Source organism: Tuberibacillus calidus DSM 17572, from assembly GCF_000430685.1.
Taxonomy (GTDB): Bacteria; Bacillota; Bacilli; order Bacillales; family Sporolactobacillaceae; genus Tuberibacillus; species Tuberibacillus calidus.
The window spans coordinates 1-14,990 of the sequence record NZ_AUMM01000038.1 but is presented as its reverse complement, the minus strand read 5'-3'; the positions used below and the strand labels follow the sequence as shown (position 1 = coordinate 14,990).

General features: G+C 44.4%; 12 protein-coding genes and 1 pseudogene. 8 read left to right on the top strand and 5 right to left on the bottom strand.

The window, feature by feature from the left end:
• Positions 1-4: 4 nt before the first annotated feature.
• Together H532_RS0110200 and H532_RS0110195 are read right to left on the bottom strand one after the other, a co-directional pair.
• A complete protein-coding gene (locus tag H532_RS0110200) occupies positions 5-946 on the bottom strand; it encodes a 3-hydroxyacyl-CoA dehydrogenase NAD-binding domain-containing protein (RefSeq protein WP_245566448.1) in 942 nt (313 codons plus the stop codon).
• A gap of 238 nt (positions 947-1,184) precedes the next feature.
• Positions 1,185-1,529, bottom strand: coding sequence for a DUF3870 domain-containing protein (locus H532_RS0110195; RefSeq protein WP_027725404.1), 345 nt, complete (start codon positions 1,527-1,529; stop codon positions 1,185-1,187).
• 533 nt (positions 1,530-2,062) lie between these two features.
• On the opposite strand from H532_RS0110195, the gene H532_RS0110190 reads away from it, so the two are divergent.
• From H532_RS0110190 to H532_RS0110155, 7 genes are all read left to right on the top strand, one after another.
• A complete protein-coding gene (locus H532_RS0110190) occupies positions 2,063-2,998 on the top strand; it encodes a DNA-binding transcriptional repressor DeoR (RefSeq protein ID WP_027725403.1) in 936 nt (311 codons plus the stop codon).
• 488 nt (positions 2,999-3,486) lie between these two features.
• Positions 3,487-4,152, top strand: coding sequence for a deoxyribose-phosphate aldolase (gene deoC, locus H532_RS0110180; protein ID WP_027725401.1), 666 nt, complete (start codon positions 3,487-3,489; stop codon positions 4,150-4,152).
• A 98-nt stretch (positions 4,153-4,250) separates the two neighbouring features.
• A complete protein-coding gene (locus tag H532_RS0110175) occupies positions 4,251-4,643 on the top strand; it encodes a cytidine deaminase (protein WP_027725400.1) in 393 nt (130 codons plus the stop codon).
• Positions 4,644-4,711: 68 nt separating this feature from the next.
• On the top strand, positions 4,712-5,893 hold the full coding sequence (locus H532_RS0110170; protein ID WP_027725399.1) for a NupC/NupG family nucleoside CNT transporter: 1,182 nt from the start codon (positions 4,712-4,714) through the stop codon (positions 5,891-5,893).
• A gap of 21 nt (positions 5,894-5,914) precedes the next feature.
• Positions 5,915-7,096, top strand: coding sequence for a phosphopentomutase (gene deoB, locus H532_RS0110165; protein WP_027725398.1), 1,182 nt, complete (start codon positions 5,915-5,917; stop codon positions 7,094-7,096).
• Between the two features lie 12 nt (positions 7,097-7,108).
• The gene (gene deoD / locus H532_RS0110160; RefSeq protein ID WP_027725397.1) at positions 7,109-7,831 is read left to right on the top strand and encodes a purine-nucleoside phosphorylase; all 723 of its coding nucleotides are present in this window, start codon (positions 7,109-7,111) and stop codon (positions 7,829-7,831) included.
• A gap of 26 nt (positions 7,832-7,857) precedes the next feature.
• Entirely contained in the window at positions 7,858-9,153 is a 1,296-nt protein-coding gene (locus tag H532_RS0110155) for a pyrimidine-nucleoside phosphorylase (RefSeq protein ID WP_027725396.1), read from the top strand.
• Positions 9,154-9,303: 150 nt separating this feature from the next.
• Here H532_RS0110155 and H532_RS0110150 read toward each other — a convergent pair whose 3' ends face one another.
• Both H532_RS0110150 and H532_RS0110145 read right to left on the bottom strand, forming a co-directional pair.
• Positions 9,304-11,475, bottom strand: a complete 2,172-nt coding sequence (locus H532_RS0110150) for a FapA family protein (RefSeq protein ID WP_027725395.1) — start codon at positions 11,473-11,475, stop codon at positions 9,304-9,306.
• 439 nt (positions 11,476-11,914) lie between these two features.
• On the bottom strand, positions 11,915-13,633 hold the full coding sequence (locus H532_RS0110145) for a methyl-accepting chemotaxis protein (RefSeq protein WP_027725394.1): 1,719 nt from the start codon (positions 13,631-13,633) through the stop codon (positions 11,915-11,917).
• 400 nt (positions 13,634-14,033) lie between these two features.
• On the opposite strand from H532_RS0110145, the gene H532_RS19590 reads away from it, so the two are divergent.
• Positions 14,034-14,714 carry an HIT domain-containing protein gene (locus H532_RS19590; RefSeq protein WP_051263258.1) on the top strand — a complete coding sequence of 227 codons (681 nt, stop codon included), beginning with the start codon at positions 14,034-14,036 and terminating at the stop codon, positions 14,712-14,714.
• Between the two features lie 96 nt (positions 14,715-14,810).
• Here the strand turns inward: H532_RS19590 and H532_RS20695 are convergent.
• A pseudogene (locus H532_RS20695) lies at positions 14,811-14,990 on the bottom strand (ISLre2 family transposase); the annotation flags it as partial.

Here is a 14,990-nt window from a genome sequence, read left to right as displayed (position 1 = left end):
CCTCCTAAATGTTATTTTTCATCCAATAGATCAATTTGTAGAGCTGATCGTTTTTTCTTCTTAATATCGTTTCCGGAGATTCATTCCACTCATAAAAACCTTTTCCTGTTTTTATTCCAAGTTCTCCTTTTTCAACCTTTGAGGTTAGTAAAGGTACTGGAGTTTGGCGGTTTTCTAGCTCCTTATACAAATAAGCGGCAATATCGTGATGAATATCTAAGCCATTTACGTCACGCTGTTCAAGCGGACCTGTAAATAATAGCCGCATACCAATGCTATAGCGAACGACTGTATCAATATCCTCCGCAGTTGCAACCCCTGACTCAAGGAGCGAAATCGCTTCTCGAGCCAATGCATGTTGTATGCGATTGGCAATAAATCCGGGAATATCTTTATTAATAAGGACTGGTTTTTTCCCTACAGCTTGCAAAAGATGCATCACTTTATCGATCGTTTCTTTCGAAGTGTAGTCGCTTCTGACCACTTCCACCAAAGGGATGATATTTGCTGGCATAAAAAAATGCGTCCCTAAGGCTCTATCAGGTTTTTTTAAAACACTTACAATTTCGTTAATAGAAATACCAGAAGTATTGGTGGTGATAATCGCCTCATCACGACAATACGTTTCTATTTGACGAAATACTTCATGTTTTAAAGATAGCTTTTCCGGTACGGCTTCTATGATGAGGTCTGACTCAGCTATTGCTGATATTTCAACTGATGTTTTAAGATTATCCATCACACGATCTATATTGTTTCGATCAAATAGACCATAGTGGGAAAGCATCTCGAATTGGTCAATGATTCTTTTCTTTGCTCGTTCCAAGGCTTTCTCCATGGAATCAATTAAGAAGACGCTTACATTTTCATGCAAAAACAATTGAGCAATCCCGCTACCCATCGTCCCCGCGCCAACAATGGATATGCGGCTTATATCTTCCGACAAACTCATTCCCCCCTTAAAAAATAAAAATAGCTTTTCCATATACAAACAAAGGTTTTTTTTACCTTCATTTCTAATGGAAAAGCTATGCTTTCTTAATGATTATGAAAGGGTCGCTTTCATAGTTAAGAAATGGCTTTTCTTATGAAATGTTGCAGAAAAACTATTAAACTTTCTAGGACTAGAATATCAGAATAATGATTTACTTGTCAATAAAGTTTTTATTTTAGATTATTCCAACCTATCTTAATACTCTATTTTTTTGTTCATTATACCTTTGATAAGCTGTTTTTAAGGCAATAATAATGGAATTCGTTGAAGGTGCAAAATAGTGTGTTTCAATGCGGCGGATCAAATCATCAAGCCCATTTGTTAGGTCATAGCCAATAAGTAATTTTCTAAAATATCTTTGTGCCAAACCTGTTATTAAAGTAAATTCAGCATCAACAATGACATTCGTTCTATAATTAATCTCTAAGACAATACCAGAGTGTTTATATACCTCAAACATTGCTGTTCCTTGAGGTGCCTTAGCATATCCCGTGACGATGACCGTATCTAAACTTTCTAATTGATTTTTTGTCATACTTTTCACTCCAACTTTTTTAATTCATTCATATTAAAAAATATATTATTTTTAAATTCTATCACGTTTATTTTGTAAGGCAAAGACAAAGACTACTAACGGATGAAACAGCTTTCAATAGCAAGAGCAAGCAGCTCCACTATGACTTTCTATAAAATCAATCAATGAATAGGCTAAAAATATTTAGCTTCTTGATGATCGCAAGAATTTGCACGTCATGACTTGCCAATCTGATTCTAATCAAACGATGATCTGACAATTATAACAAACCTCCGTATGGACAAAGATCTTCTGGTCCTTTTCTAAAGCAGAACAATTAAACCTTCCCTCTGTCCCTCGACATCAACCGATTTAAACTGTTAAACTAAAAAGCGATGACTGTCCCTATGTCACTTTTGGGGGCTGGGACAGGGACTTGAGACATGAATCGAATATTAAACAAATTCCGGGTGATTCTTGTAGGATTAAAAAATTGCAAGAGGATCGCATGACCCGAATATTTAACGAATACCAGGTGATTTTCGATGTTAAGGATCGATGAAGAAAAGCAAGCATTAAGTATTAAAGTGGCGCGATTGTACTATACTGCAAATATGAGCCAGCAAGACATCGCGAAAAAGCTTGGCATTTCGCGCCCGACCGTTTCCCGATTACTGCAATACGCCAAAGATCGCGGCTATGTACGGATTAGTATCGTCGATCCGCTCGAGGACTTAAACACACTAAGTCAAGAGCTCAAAATAAAATATGGCTTAGACGAAGTGTTCGTCTCTTACTCACCTCTTAATGAGTACCATGAAATTCAAAAGCATATTAGCAAAAAAGCCGCTGACTATCTACACGAGGTCGTTAAAGACGGTGATATCATCGGCGTGACATGGGGGACAACGATGTACTCGGTGGCCCGGCAACTACAGCCAAAATCCGTTAAAGGTGTGGAAATTGTTCAGCTCAAAGGCGGGGTAAGTCATTCGCATGTGAACACCTTTGCGACGGAAACGGTCAATTTATTTGCCCAAGCCTTCCAAGCGGCCGCCATGCACCTCCCCCTTCCCGTCATTTTTGATAATGTCACCGTTAAGGAACTGGTCGTGGAAGACCGGCATATTAAAAGAATCATTGAATTGGGAAGACAAGCCAATATCGCCATCTTTACTTGCGGTACCGTTAAGGAAGATGCGCTATTGTTCCGCCTCGATTACTTGACAAAAGAAGAACAGAACATGCTCCGGCGAATCGGCGTTGGTGATATCTGCTCACGATTTTTTGATCGTAACGGAAAGCTCTGCAGCGAGGAAATCAATAACCGCACCGTTGGCATTCAGCTCGACGATTTACGCGAAAAGGAAAAATCGATTCTTGTCGCCGGTGGCGAACGGAAGATTGACGCCATCCGCGGCGCATTAACTGGACACTATGCCAATATTTTAATCACGGACCAATTTACGGCCCAAGCCTTATTATCATAACGACCTTTTTTGTCATCTTTTTTCGCTGAACGGTAGCCAACTGCTTTGTTTCAACGCGAAGGGCCTATTTCGATCATCATTTTTAACGCTAAACGGCAGCGCTTTGTCATTCTTCTTTTTGCCTTCGAAACAGAATGGGCGAATGCTTATGCAGCCATCCTAAATACCTTCTTACGGCTCTTGATGGCTTTATGCCAAACCTGCTTCTTCGCTGTCACTTTTTTATGACAGCGATTTTTTTTCGCCGTTGTCAGTCGCCCTGTTTTGCCGTCTTGTTTCGCCCCTTACCAGCAATGGTTTTTACTGTTTGCGCTCGGCCGCCTTCCTAACACCGTCACCTTTCTGTCATTTTTTTATATTTGTTTTGAACATAATTTCATTTAAACGTTTACATTTGTTCATTTTCGTGCTATGATGCTTATGCAAAAAGTTTTACCCGATTATATTAAATGGGTTTGTAAACGCTAACTTTGTAAGGGGTGTGAATCATGAACCTAGCTGGTTATATCGATCATACACTGCTACGTGCAGACGCAACCAAATCCGAAATCAAAAAATTGACGGATGAAGCGAAGCAATACGGCTTTAAATCCGTTTGTGTCAATCCGACTTGGGTCAGTTATGCCAAGCAACAACTCGCCGATTCTGATGTGAAAGTTTGCACTGTCATCGGTTTTCCTCTCGGCGCGACGACATCAGAAGTTAAAGCGTTTGAAACGAAAAACGCGATTGAAAATGGCGCTAGCGAAGTGGATATGGTCATAAACATCGGTGCTTTAAAGGACCATGATGACGAACTAGTTTTAAATGACATAAAGGCGGTCGTGGCTCAAGCCGCAGGACAAGCCCTCGTGAAAGTTATTATTGAAACGAGCCTGTTGACCGAAGAAGAAAAAGTTCGCGCTTGTGAGCTGGCCGTAAAAGCAGGTGCTGATTTTGTCAAGACATCCACTGGCTTTTCAACCGGCGGGGCGACCGTGGAAGATGTCGCATTAATGCGGAAAACCGTCGGGGATCAAGCAGGTGTGAAAGCCTCGGGCGGCGTCAGAAGCTATAACGATATGATGAAAATGATTGAAGCTGGGGCCACACGAATCGGAACGAGTTCCGGAGTGAAAATCATGGAAGGCGGCAAAGGCTCCTCTTCCTATTAAAATAGACGGCAACATTCAGTGGGAGCTTCATCTCCCGCTGAATGCTCGTCACGACCTACTCGCTAACTTGGCATCATAAATGAAACGGAGGGATACCTTTGAAAGATCACTTAATCCAAAAAGCGATTGATGCGCGAAAGAATGCTTATGTTCCATTTTCTCACTTCGCCGTGGGTGCCGCGGTTCTTACGGACGGAAAAGTGTATCAGGGCTGCAATATTGAAAATGCTTCATTTGGCTTAACGAACTGCGCCGAACGGACGGCAATTTTTAAAGCGGTTTCCGAAGGCCATAAAAAATTCGATGCCATTGCCATCGTTGCCGACACTGAAGGCCCTGTTTCTCCTTGTGGAGCCTGCAGGCAAGTCATGGCTGAGTTTTTCGATGAAAATACCAAAATCTATTTAACCAATCTTTCTGGGCACACGGAAGAATGGACGATGGCTCAACTTCTCCCCGGCGCTTTTAAGGCAAAAGATATGGAAAAATAACCGATTTATTGGAAACATTGCAAACGCTTCATCGCAAAAATATTATTTTACATCCAGGAGAGTGCACAATGAAATTTCTCATTGCCCTTTTAGGCTTACTTGTCGTTTTCCTTCTTTCTTTTATCGCGAGCAACAACAAGAAAAAGATTCGTTACAGACCGCTTTTGGTCATGGTAGTGCTTCAAGTGATTCTTGGGTATTTGTTACTCAACACAAGCGTCGGTGAATTTCTCATTGGTGGCTTTGCCTCCGTATTTGAAAAACTCATGGCCTACGCAGGCGAAGGCGTTAATTTTGTGTTCGGCGGGATTGCCAATAAAGGCCAAGCTCCGTTCTTCCTAAACGTGCTTTTGCCGATCGTCTTTATTTCAACGCTGATCGGCATCCTGCAATATACAAAAATACTGCCCTTTATCATCAAGTATATCGGGCTTGTTCTAAGCAAAGTGAACGGTATGGGAAAACTTGAATCCTACAACGCGGTGGCCAGCGCCATTCTCGGCCAATCCGAAGTTTTTATTTCCGTAAAAAAACAAATCGGCTTATTGCCAAAACATCGTCTGTACACATTATGCGCTTCCGCGATGTCGACGGTCTCCATGTCCATTGTCGGTGCTTATATGACGATGATCGATCCGAGATATGTCGTTACAGCCCTTGTCTTGAACCTATTCGGCGGCTTTATCATCGCATCGATTTTAAATCCTTACACCGTTGAAAAAGAAGAAGACATTCTGCATGTCCAAGAAGAAGAAAAACAATCCTTCTTCGAAATGCTCGGCGAATATATTATGGACGGTTTCAAAGTCGCAATCACCGTTGCGGCCATGCTCATCGGCTTTGTCGCCTTAATTGCTATTATTAACGGCATTTTTTCCGGACTTATCGGCATCTCGTTCCAAGAGTTACTCGGTTATATCTTCTCACCGATCGCTTTCGTGATGGGTGTGCCGTGGCATGAAGCGGTTGATGCCGGAAGCATTATGGCCACCAAGATGATGGCGAATGAATTCGTCGCCATGATGGATCTCAGCAAAGAAACCGGTTTATCTTCCCGGACCGTCGGGATTGTGTCGGTATTCCTCGTTTCCTTTGCCAACTTCTCGTCCATTGGGATCATTGCCGGTGCCGTTAAAGGCTTGCATGAAAAACAAGGCAATGTCGTTGCCCGTTTTGGGTTAAAATTATTGTATGGTGCGACTCTTGTCAGCGTCTTATCGGCCACAGTCGCAGGATTATATATTAATTAACCACAAAGAGAGGTCTTACAAATGCATGCATTTAACCGAATTCATTTAATTGTGCTTGACTCTGTAGGAATAGGGGAAGCCCCCGATGCCGCCCAATTCGATGATTTCGGTGTCGATACGTTGGGCCATATCGCCGAAGCATGCGGCGGACTGAACATGCCCAATATGGCGAAACTCGGTTTATCTAATATCCGCGAACTTCCGGGCATTCCCAAGGCGGACAAACCTCTTGCCTACTATACAAAAATGCAAGAGGCATCCGCCAGTAAAGACACGATGACCGGGCACTGGGAGATCATGGGCCTTTATATCGATACCCCTTTCCGGGTTTTCCCCGACGGATTCCCTAAAGAACTTATCTCCCGCATTGAGGAAAAAACCGGACGAAAAGTCATTGGCAATAAACCCGCAAGCGGTACAGAAATTATAAAGGAACTGGGCGAAGAACACATGAAAACCGGCGCGCTGATCGTCTATACCTCCGCCGATTCCGTTTTGCAAATCGCCGCCCATGAAGACATCGTCCCTTTAAAGGAATTATATGAGATCTGCGAATTCTGCCGTGAGATCACACGCGAAGATCCCTATATGCTTGGACGGATCATCGCCCGGCCATTTATTGGTGAACCCGGAAACTTCACTCGTACGGCAAACCGTCATGATTATGCGCTCAAACCTTTTGGCCGCACAACGATGAACGAATTAAAAGATGCCGGTTACGATGTGATCGCTTTAGGAAAAATCTCGGATATTTACGACGGCGAGGGTGTCACTCGGGCCATCCGAACGTCATCGAATATGGACGGGATGGACAAATTGGTTTCAGTATTCGATGAATCGTTTACAGGCTTAAGCTTCTTGAATCTTGTTGATTTCGACGCGATTTACGGTCACCGTCGCGATCCTAAAGGCTACGGCCAGGCTTTGGAAGATTTCGATCGTCGACTGCCCGAAGTTTTGAACAAAATGACGGACAACGATCTTTTAATCATTACAGCCGATCACGGCAATGACCCGACATACCGCGGAACGGACCACACTCGTGAATATGTGCCGCTTCTCGTCTACTCACCGCGTTTTGCCGATGGAGGAAAAGAACTGCCGCTTCGGAAAACGTTTGCGGATGTCGGCGCCACCATTGCCGATAACTTTCAAGTGAAAATGCCGCCAAACGGCACAAGCTTTTTAAACGAATTAAAATAAAGGAGTGAGCGTATGTCTATTCATATCGGAGCCAAACCGGGCGATATCGCCGAATCCATTCTTTTGCCAGGGGACCCGCTCAGAGCCAAATATATAGCGGAGAATTACTTGGAAGATGTGGTGTGTTACAACCAAGTTCGCGGCATGTTAGGTTTTACCGGAACTTATAAAGGCCACCGCATCTCCGTCCAAGGGACCGGAATGGGGATTCCATCGATCAGCATTTATGTCAATGAACTGATCAAGGATTACGGCGTCAAAAATCTCATTCGTGTCGGTACATGCGGCGCCATGCAAAAAGACGTGCATGTGCGCGATGTAATTTTGGCCCAAGCCTCCTGCACGGACTCATCCTTAAACCAGCATGTTTTTGGCGGTTTCGACTTTGCGCCGATTGCTGACTTTCAATTGCTCAAACGCGCTTATGAAAAAGGAACCGAAAAAGGTTTGAACCTTCATGTTGGTAACATTTTTAGCTCAGACATCTTCTACCGCGATGACCAAACATTCGTACAGAAGCTCATGGATCACGGGGTTCTCGCAGTTGAAATGGAAACAGCTGCTCTGTACACGCTCGCTGCGAAATACGGCGTCAAGGCTTTAACAATCCTGACCGTCAGTGACCATTTGCTGACTGGCGAGGTCACAACCGCCGAAGAACGGCAGACAACTTTTAATGATATGATGGAAATCGCCTTAGAAACCGTTCACTCCTTTAAAGGCAGTTTGGCCTGATTTGACTCTGAGGAAGGAGAACCAACATGAGAGCTGTTGACTTAATTGAAAAGAAACGCGACGGTAAAGAATTAACGACTGAAGAAATTAATTTTCTTATAGAAAGCTATACCAAAGGGGCCATTCCCGATTATCAAATGAGCGCACTCGCCATGGCGATCTATTTCAGAGACATGACAGAACGCGAACGGGCTGACTTAACAATGGCCATGGTCAATTCTGGTGAGACGATCGACCTGACTGCCATCGAAGGCATCAAAGTGGATAAGCATTCGACTGGCGGCGTTGGCGATACAACGACACTGGTCCTCGCACCACTTGTCTCTTCTCTTGGCGTTCCCATTGCCAAAATGAGCGGCCGCGGACTCGGCCATACCGGAGGCACGATTGACAAGTTGGAATCCATTGAAGGTTTCCATGTCGAAATCACCAAGGAAGAATTTATCGAACTTGTCAACAAGCATAAAATCGCCGTCATCGGCCAAACCGGCAACTTAACCCCTGCCGACAAAAAGCTTTATGCCTTGCGCGACGTCACCGGGACCGTCAGCTCGATTCCGCTGATCGCCAGTTCCATCATGAGCAAAAAAATTGCTGCTGGCTCCGATGCCATTGTGTTGGACGTCAAAACCGGCGCCGGTGCTTTTATGAAAACCGAAGAAGAGGCAAGGGAGCTCGCTCAAGCGATGGTTCGCATCGGCAATAACGTCGGGAGAAAAACGATGGCGGTCATCTCCGACATGAGCCAGCCTTTAGGCTACGCCATCGGCAACGCGCTGGAAGTGAAAGAAGCAATTGATACCCTGCGCGGTCACGGGCCGAAGGATCTCGAAGAACTTTGCCTCGCTTTAGGCAGTCAAATGGTCTATTTGGCAGAAAAAGCCGCGTCTCTTGAAGAAGCAAAAGCAAAACTGAAAGAAGCGATCCAAAGCGGCAAGGCATTGGCGAAATTCAGGGAATTCATTGCCAGCCAGGGCGGCAACCCTGATGTCGTCGATCATCCGGAAAGACTTCCGCAAGCGGCTTATCAAATTGACGTGCCGGCGAAAGCTGATGGTGTCATCTCGGAAATTGTCGCCGATGAAATTGGCATTGCCGCTATGCTCCTCGGTGCCGGCCGAGCCACGAAAGAATCGAAAATCGATTTGGCTGTCGGTCTTGTTCTCAATAAAAAAGTTGGTGATCCGGTGCAAGCGGGTGAAACCCTTGTCACGATCCATTCCAACCGCGAAGATGTTGCCGAAGTCATTGAAAAAATTTACGCCAACATCAAAATCAGCGATCACGCCGAACCGCCAAAACTTATCCACGGGATCGTGTAATTTGACAGCTTTTCTATCCCAAATAAATTAATAGAAACAATCCGAACCCCTTCAAATTCTATTCGTAGATTTTGAAGCAAGGTTCGGATTTTCTATATCTGCCACTCAAGAACACCCCATGTGAAAGTTTTTGCCGCCGGCTTTCATCACCTAACTTATTGCGATATCCCCGTTTGCCTTCAAACGCGCGTGAATGTTATAGGTGGTTTCTTTAATCTCTTTCTGCACGCTGCCAATTTTGAGAACGGTTCCTTCCATCGCCTTTTTGATATTAATCGTTTGCCCGCTCGGGACGGCAATCACCGTCGTGATGCCGATCTCCGAACCGACGGTATCGATATCGGCTCCAGAAGCCCCGTACAATTCCCCGCCGCGGGCTGTACCATTGATTTTCAAACGGTCGCCCGCATGAATCTGCGAGTTCACGCATCCTTTCGTGCTGACGACCATGATGTCCCCGCTACTATACAGCTTGCTATTTTGCACGCTGTTGACGGTGATGTGGACATCCGCTTCGTAAGAATTCCCGTCCCATTCCCCCCGGTTTTTCAATTTAGACAATAAAGCTTCCAGATTTTGAAGGCTGATGGCCGGGGTGGGTTTTACAAGGAAAACCTTTTCCAAGGAAGCGGCGACATCCTTCCATTGTTCATCCAAATCTTCATGATGTTTTTTGATGAGTGCGTTATATTGCTTGATTTGCGGTATAAGACCTTGGAATTTTCTTTCCATAATCGCATGAACAGAAGCCGGCAGCATGTGGTTTGAAAAATCACCGCGCTTTAAAATGGAAGCGTGGACCAATTGCTTGACGGCGGCCACTAATTTTTCCACTTGCTCCTCGATCGTTTTAAGCAAACGCCCGATCTCGGTTGAGACCATCATGTTTTTTCCCGCCGTGAGTTCTGAACTGATGACGTTACCTTGCGCCGTGATCGATCCGGTCGCGATTAACTTGGCAAAACTGACGGTGGATTGTACGAGTATATCTCCAGCTGCTTCGACGACCATTCCATCTTTGATGGCGCCTTGAATTTCCACATCGCCTTTAAAACGGATGTTACCTGATGCTAAGTCGACGTCACCTTTATGAATGATTTTCTGGGTGATTGAAATTTGCGCTTTCAGACCGCTCCGTTTGACTTTTGGATGTCCACTCACCGTCGCCACGATTTTGTCTTCTTCTTGGGTAACGCCCGGGCCGAGTTTCACCAAGAGCGGGCGAGTGGGATTAGGCGGCAGTGGTTCATTGGTAACGGTCAAGCCGGGCTTGCCCGATATTGGCGGATGTACGATAGCGATCACCTGTCCGCTCTCTACCATTGGAATTGTCCGGTGTTCCTTGAAGTTGACGCGGCCGCTTTCATCAACGTGCCAATCGTCTTTAGCATCAACTTCCATCAAGAGTTCCAGCCATCCGTCCTTGCCATTTTCAGGTTCTATACCAGTCGCCACTTCATACGTACCAGGTTCCGTCGCATGGGTAGCTTTCGTAATCTCGTCATAATTCAATCCTTGTCTGACCCACAAGTCTTTTAATTTATCAACGACCTGTGGAATGGTGAGGTGATTGATGACCTCTTTTTTCTCCTCGACCACCAATTTGAGATGACGCGCCGGGGCTATATCGCGTATTTTTCTGTGAATCACGTAACCCGGTTCCACGTATAAAAGTGCTTTCAGTTTCTTTTGATCGAACGTAATTTTCCAAACTGTCTTTTGTTCATCCGATGTAATTTGGAGCGCATATTCGTTTCCTTCTGAGAGCGTGACGTTTTTTTCGGATACAGGTACGCCGTTTTTTAAAAGGATGATGTGTTCACCGATCGAAACGGATGGTTCATGGTCTTGACTCGACTTAAAATAAAGTTGGCCGTTTTGGATCCACACCGTGCCGTCTAGGTTCCTCGTGTTAGATGCGACGCGCTCGTCATGCGCGGATTCTCCGGATAGATCTGGGCCGTTTTCATCGCCTGAGGCAGTCGCCCGATCGACCGTTTCATCCATCCGCTGCACGCCACCGCTCAAATCAACGCATTGGCTTTCCTCGTAAAGAAGCGGTTCTGTCCCTACCGCCGTTCCGTTTCCGTTCCCCTTTGCCCCATTGGTTTGCATCTCCATCCCCGCATCCGTCGCCATTGTTTCCGTAGTTTCTTTTTTGAACAATTTTACGATTGCCGGTTTCGCTCCGATCCCTAAAAGGCCGGGCGAGCCCCGCTGAATGACCTCAACGTCCACTTCCTGTCGGTCCGCATTCATTTTTTTCAGCCCATTTCGAATAGCTTCCTCGATATTTTTTCCTTTGGCAACGACAGTGCGCATATGTGAAACCTCCTGATTCGTCTCGGAGAACTAAAGGAAACTTGGCTCTGCTAAAGGAAACTTGGCTCTGCCAAGCCTTTTAGGTGAAGGCAGAGCCTTAGTTGATCTTATGCTGGCCTGATTAAAAAGCCAGTGCAAGCCTTTTAGGTGAAGGAAGAGCCTTAGTTGATCTTATGCTGGCCTGATTAAAAAGCCAGTGCAAGCCTTTTAGGTGGAGGTAGAGCCTAATTCGCCATTATGCTTGCCTAGAAAAATTTTATTTTTTACTAGGACAATCAATCGTCCAAATCAGCGGATAACGTGTGAGGTGGGACTTTTCTCTGTTCCGTACTCTGTTCATGGTCTTACCAATTCAAGGCGCTTGGTCGAATCAAATGTCCAACCTATCCGTTGCCTTCCGTTTTCATCCGGAGGGGACGTTTAAAGCTGTGGTATCAATTTACAACTTGAAAATCTGAACGACAAAATGTAAGTCTTCCGCAAGTTTGGCCAAATTGTCGGCACTTGCCTTCATTTCCTGAACGATGCTGCTCGTCTCTTCAGTCGATGCCGCCGTTTGTTCAATGCCGGCGGAAGATGACTCGGCAACCTGTGCGATGTTTTCAATCGACTGTGCCAAATTTTTGCCGTTATCACTCATCTCGGTCAGGCTTCCGGTGATGGCTTGAATATGACCAACCATCTCGCGGATGCGGTGATGAATCCTTTCAAAGGCAGAGCCGGTTTCCTTCATTTGATTCATGCCGACATTGACTTGCTCATGGCCATTTTTCAGCGACTCACTAACGGCTTTCGATTCCTTTTGAATGCCCGCGACAATCCCGCCAATTTCTGCCACTGATTTTGAAACTTCATCGGACAATTTCCGAATCTCATCGGCTACGACAGCAAAACCTTTTCCGTGCTCGCCCGCCCGTGCCGCTTCAATCGCCGCGTTCAAAGCAAGTAAATTCGTCTGCTCCGAGATTTCTTGAATGACTTGCCCAAGCCTTGAAATTTGTTGGGATTGTTCTTCCAGTGCCCCGACCCTGGACACGGCCTCTTCGACGACATCGTGAATCACCTTGGTTTGCTCAAGAGAACGGTCGATCAACGCTTCGCCTTTTTCAGTGATGGTCAGGATTTCTTCGGAGGACTTGCGGATCGCTTCTCCGTTTTTCGACTCGGCATCGACACGTTTCATAAATTCTGAAATCAATCCAAAAGCATCATTGGTCGATGTTGCCTGTTTTTCGGTACCTGAAGATAACTCCTGCATTGTCGCAGCGATTTGCTGGCTGGCCGCGCTGACCTCCTCGACAGACGCTGCGAGGGATTCGCCATTTTGCGCAACCTTCTGCGACGCATCACTGATTTCTTTGATGATGTTTTTCAGAGCATCTTTCATCGTATTCATGGATGAGGCCAATTTCCCGATCTCATCTTCACCATCGTAAAGGACGGGCTCAGAGGTCAAATTGCCGCTAGCAACCTCATTGGAAAGGCGAAGCACACCCTCCAGTCCTTTTTGTACGGTGCGGTGGACAAAATAGATGCCGAGCGTGCCCAAAACCGCACAAATGAGCACGGCAATAACTAATAAAATGGTTGTGGAGGCAATGCTGTTCATCGCCGATTGGCCAGCTTCGTCCTTTTCTTTATTGACCGTGTTCCGCAATTGCTCAAGCAAATCCACCGTTTGCTTTCGCAGTTGCTCGGTATTTAACCGGGAACCAAGGACCTTGGATTGATCACCTTTTTCTACCGCGGGAACGATTTCCGTAAGAAACAGATCGTTTACCTTGAGGCTATTTTGGACGACGGCGTCCAAGTATCCTTTCTGTTGTTCGGTTTTAAGGCCCGGCCTCAGTTTTTTCGCCAATTCATTAAATTGCTTTTGAACGTTTTTAAATTCCTTTACATCCGACTGATCGTGAGTATATAAGTAATCGGCAATCCGCACATCCTGTTCGCGAAATAAGGAAGCCATCTCGGTGATCTCGACTGCACGCTTGCTTTCGCGATCAAAAACTTGGATCTTTTGCTCGCCGTGATTCAAAAGAATGTAGATGATGATGGTCGCAACTAAAAAGAGCAAGATCGTCAAGCCGAAAGCGAGACCGTATTTTACCCCTAATTTCATATTTTTATAGCGTAAACTTTTCAGACTGACGCTCATGACACTATCCCCTTTACCTAATACATCAATAAAATGTCTAAGAAACGGTGAGCCGCCCCGAAATTTGGGCCGGGCACACGGAAGTGCTTGATTTTGTGATACTTTTTACAATGATTGATCTTTCTTTCCTTAATTATTTATCGGCATTATTTCTCGTTTTTACAGGGCGTGGAACCTTAAATGCTTTCATGGAAAAGCGACACATAGGTGTGGGGTAACGTTGAGGTGCTTAACTGTGAGGTAAGGTAAAGCCATTATATATAAAAAACATTTTTGTAAAAATGAATCAATTTTGTATTTAAGTTTTGGTATAATAGCTTGAAGGAAATTAGGAATTGTAGAATGAGTTTTAATTAGGAAGAAAGGTGGAATTACCATAAAATCTTTAATCGCAAAGAAATTGTTTGGTTTTTCTAAAAAGCCTTTTGCAGGAAGAATCATTGGGTTTTCATTAAAATTTTTTTATTCAATTATTCCGGTAAATAAAGTATATAAAACAAAACATGCGGTTTCGTTCTATCATCCAAAACCCATACAAGTGGGGCATATTTTAATCATCCCCAAAAAGCATATTAGCTCTTTCATTGAAATAAAGGAAAATGAGTTAATTTACTTATTGGAATGTTTAACCATAGCAAATGTCATTAGCCAAGAAAGCCATTTAAATAATAACTATTTGTTGTGTACAAATGGGGGGCCTAGACAAGAAGTAAGACAATTACATTTTCACTTCTTAAGGGAATTTCAAATAAACAAAGTAGACAGCCAAGATTTTCGCATTGTGAAAAATGAGATAAGGGCAATAGAACATCCTCAAAAAAATTGGGAATTTCATATGATTCTAATACCCGCTATAAAACTTTCACAAAAAGGGCTTACGTATTCAAAGGAAATTATTGATTCTATTCATCAAGTGATTCACAAAATTAATGTTCTAGTAAAAGAATACCATTTAAATGAAAAAGGATTTACTGTTTACATTTTACCTAGAAAGGATAATTACTTAGAATTTCATCTTGGTGCGGGTATGTGTCAAGATTTTCTCGACAACCTTTATAGATCAATATCTCCGGCACCCTAATTTTGTACGCCTACCCTACCGCGCTATCGCTTGGTATCCTGTGTGATTTCGTTCATTCAAAGAATGAATCAAAATCACACAGGTTGATATTTTGGGTTAATACTTGAACCCTTTGATAAGCTGTCCCAAAGCGGATGAACTTGGGCCGTTCAACGGGATACGCCCATGCTTCACACCAATGGAAGGGCGCGTCTTTTGATGGAGAATTTCAGCCTTTTTGACGACCCTCTTCACTTCACGGTGTTTCCTTGCGCTTCTCCTCTGATGTTTGAGATA

What these genes read in the sequence shown, in the direction of transcription:
- H532_RS0110195 (WP_027725404.1), bottom strand. Translation starts at nt 1,529, where the DNA reads ATGACAAAAAATCAATTAGAAAGTTTAGATACGGTCATCGTCACGGGA.
- deoC (WP_027725401.1), top strand. Translation starts at nt 3,487, where the DNA reads ATGAACCTAGCTGGTTATATCGATCATACACTGCTACGTGCAGACGCA.
- H532_RS0110170 (WP_027725399.1), top strand. Translation starts at nt 4,712, where the DNA reads ATGAAATTTCTCATTGCCCTTTTAGGCTTACTTGTCGTTTTCCTTCTT.
- deoB (WP_027725398.1), top strand. Translation starts at nt 5,915, where the DNA reads ATGCATGCATTTAACCGAATTCATTTAATTGTGCTTGACTCTGTAGGA.
- deoD (WP_027725397.1), top strand. Translation starts at nt 7,109, where the DNA reads ATGTCTATTCATATCGGAGCCAAACCGGGCGATATCGCCGAATCCATT.
- H532_RS0110155 (WP_027725396.1), top strand. Translation starts at nt 7,858, where the DNA reads ATGAGAGCTGTTGACTTAATTGAAAAGAAACGCGACGGTAAAGAATTA.
- H532_RS0110150 (WP_027725395.1), bottom strand. Translation starts at nt 11,475, where the DNA reads ATGCGCACTGTCGTTGCCAAAGGAAAAAATATCGAGGAAGCTATTCGA.
- H532_RS0110145 (WP_027725394.1), bottom strand. Translation starts at nt 13,633, where the DNA reads ATGAGCGTCAGTCTGAAAAGTTTACGCTATAAAAATATGAAATTAGGG.